Source organism: Inquilinus limosus MP06 (assembly GCF_000767795.1).
Taxonomy (GTDB): domain Bacteria; phylum Pseudomonadota; class Alphaproteobacteria; order DSM-16000; family Inquilinaceae; genus Inquilinus; species Inquilinus limosus_E.
The window spans coordinates 1-3,016 of the sequence record NZ_JANX01000668.1 but is presented as its reverse complement, the minus strand read 5'-3'; the positions used below and the strand labels follow the sequence as shown (position 1 = coordinate 3,016).

Sequence of the window (3,016 nt, the reverse complement as noted above, 5' to 3'; positions counted from 1 at the left end):
GGTGGTCGGGCCCAGCCGGACCGACACCGGCGCGCCGATCCTGGCCAATGACCCGCATCTGGGGCTGGGCGCGCCGATCCTGTGGTACCTGGCGCGGATCGAGACGCCGACCCTGTCGGTCGCCGGCGCCACCGTGCCCGGCGTGCCGCTGACCATCCTGGGCCAGAACCGGCGCATCGCCTGGGGCTTCACCACCACCGGCGCGGATGTTCAGGACCTGTTCCTGGAGACGGTCGACCCGGCCGACCCGGACCGCTACCGCACCCCGGACGGCAGCGCCGCCTTCGAGACCCGGACCGAGACCATCGGCGTCTCCGGCGGCGATCCGGTGCCATTGACCATCCGCAGCACCCGGCACGGGCCGGTGCTGTCCGACCTCGACCCCGGCATGGCCAAGCTGGCGGGCGACGGCAAGGTCGCCGCCCTGGCCTTCACCGCGCTGACCCCGGGAGACACCAGCGCCGACGCGCTGTACCGGCTGAACCGCGCCGGCGGCTGGGCCGAGTTCCTGGAGGCCATGCGGCTGTTCCGCGCCCCGATCCAGAACATGGCCTATGCCGATGGCGACGGGAATATCGGCTTCATCGTCCCCGGCGCGATCCCGATCCGTCGCTCGGGCGACGGCAAGCTGCCGGCGGATGGTGCCTCGGGCGCCCAGGACTGGACCGGCCTGATCCCGTTCGAGTCCCTGCCCCAGGCCCTGAACCCGCCCGGCGCCGCCATCGCCAACGCCAACAACGCCCCGGTCGGGCCCGGCTACCCGCACTATATCGGCGACGGCTATGACGAGCCCTACCGCGTCCGACGCATCGTCGAGATGCTCGACGCCGAGGGCCCGAACACGGTGGCGCGCAGCCAGGCGATGCAGGCCGACACGCTGACCATCGAGGCCCGCGATCTGCTGCCCCTGATGACGATGCCCTTGGCGACCACGGGGCCCGCCGACGACCGCATGGCCAAGGCCCTGGCGCTGCTGCGCGGCTGGGACCTGCGGATGGACCGCAACCGGCCGGAGCCGCTGATCTACATGGAGTGGCTGTGGCGCTTCGCCCATGCCGTGTTCGACCCGCCGCTGGGGCCGCTGGCCGAGGATTACTTCGGGCTGCACCCGACGATCCTGGCGACGATCCTGAGCCGCGACTCGTCCTGGTGCGGCGACGCCAAGGCCCCGCCGGCCGACTGCTCGGCCCTGCTGCGCCGGACCCTGGGCGAGGCGCTGGACGCGCTGGCGTGGCGCCACGGCGCCGACATGGCCGCCTGGCGCTGGGGGGCGAGCATGTCGCGCCGCTGGAGGCGCAGGTGCTGTCGCGGGTACCGGTGGTCGGCGGGCTGATCTCGCTGGCGACCCCGACCGATGGCGGCCCCTACACCCTGAATCGCGGCGCCACCACGATCACCGATCCGGAGGCGCCCTTCGCCCACACGCATGGCGCCGGCTACCGCGCCGTCTACGACCTGGCCGACCGCGGCCGGTCGCGTTTCATGATCGCCACCGGCCAGTCCGGCAACCCGCTGTCGCCGCATTGGGGCGACCTGGTCGCGGATTGGCGAGACGGAAGATACTTGACGTTGCAGGGTGGCGAGGCTGATCTCGCCGCCGCCGGGGAGTCGCTGACGACCCTGCAGCCGCGCCAATAACGGGACAAACCCCAGATGAGCACCGCCCCGCTGCCGGTCACCATCGACGACATCCATGCCGCCGCCGCGGCGCTGGAGGGCCAGGTGGCCCGCACGCCGATGATCCCGGCGCCCCAGCTGTCCGGCATCCTCGGCTGCGAGTTGCACCTGAAGCTCGAGACGCTGCAGCGCACCGGGTCGTTCAAGGACCGCGGCGCCTACAACAAGCTGCGCTCGCTCGACGAGGCGCAGCGCCGGCGCGGCGTGGTCGCGATGTCGGCCGGCAACCATGCCCAGGGCGTCGCCTACCACGCCACCCGCCTCGCCATCCCCTCGACCATCGTGATGCCGACCTTCACCCCCTTCACCAAGGTGGCCAAGACCGAGGGCTACGGCGCCAAGGTGGTGCTGGTGGGCCAGACCCTCGACGACAGCATGGGCCATGCCCGCAAGCTGGTGGACGAGGAAGGCCTGACCCTGATCCACCCCTATGACGACCCCTACATCGTCGCCGGCCAGGGCACGGCCGGGCTGGAGATCATGGCCGACGTGCCGGATCTCGATGACTTGGTGGTGCCGATCGGCGGCGGCGGCCTGATCTCCGGCGTCGCCATCGCCGCCCGGTCGGTCAACCCCAAGATCCGGATCACCGGGGTCGAGGCCGCGCTCTACGCCTCGATGAGCGACGCGGTGGCCGGCCGCACCGGCGTCTATGGCGGCGCCACCATCGCCGAGGGCATCGCGGTGAAGAGCCCGGGCGTGCTGACCCGCCAGATCATCGCGACGCTGGTCGACGACATCGTCACGGTCGACGAGACGATGCTGGAGCAGGGCGTGCACCAGCTGATGACCCAGCAGAAGCTGGTGGCCGAGGGTGCCGGCGCCGCCGGCATCGCCGGCATCCTGGCCCATCCGGAGCGCTTCGCCGGGCGCAAGGTCGGCGTCGTGGTCTGCGGCGGCAACATCGACCCGCGCATCCTGGCCTCGATCCTGATGCGCGGCCTGGTGCGCAACGGCCAGATCGCCCGGCTGCGGATCGAGATCGAGGACGTGCCGGGGGTGCTGAGCACCATCGCCGGCATCATCGGCGCCACCGGCGGCAACATCATCGAGACCTACCACCAGCGGCTGTTCTTCCAGATCCCGGTGAAGCGCGCCGATATCGACGTGGTGGTCGAGACCCGCGACCGCGCCCATGTCGACGTCATCATCGGCAAGCTGATGGAATCGGGCTACCCGGCCAAGCTGCTGAGCGACGTCGGGGCGTGAGCGGCCGGGCCTGAGCCGGCGCGGACTCGCAAGCGCTCCGGCCTCTCACGCGATGCGGGAAAGGCAAAACCATCGGTTTTGAACACTGGTTCTGCAGCCCATACCGTCATTGCGACCCCGGCCTTGAGCC

Annotated in this window: 3 protein-coding genes; all 3 read left to right on the top strand. The window is 71.3% G+C overall.

From position 1 onward, the window contains the following. On the top strand, window positions 1-1,333 hold a 1,333-nt coding region (locus tag P409_RS30530), incomplete at its 5' end, for a penicillin acylase family protein (protein WP_161790502.1). After that, on the top strand, window positions 1,300-1,638 hold the full coding sequence (locus P409_RS41325; protein WP_052121592.1) for a penicillin acylase family protein: 339 nt from the start codon (window positions 1,300-1,302) through the stop codon (window positions 1,636-1,638). The genes P409_RS30530 and P409_RS41325, both read left to right, overlap by 34 nt. A 15-nt stretch (window positions 1,639-1,653) precedes the next feature. Then, the gene (locus tag P409_RS30525; RefSeq protein WP_238578809.1) at window positions 1,654-2,886 is read left to right on the top strand and encodes a threonine ammonia-lyase; all 1,233 of its coding nucleotides are present in this window, start codon (window positions 1,654-1,656) and stop codon (window positions 2,884-2,886) included. Window positions 2,887-3,016 lie beyond the last annotated feature (130 nt).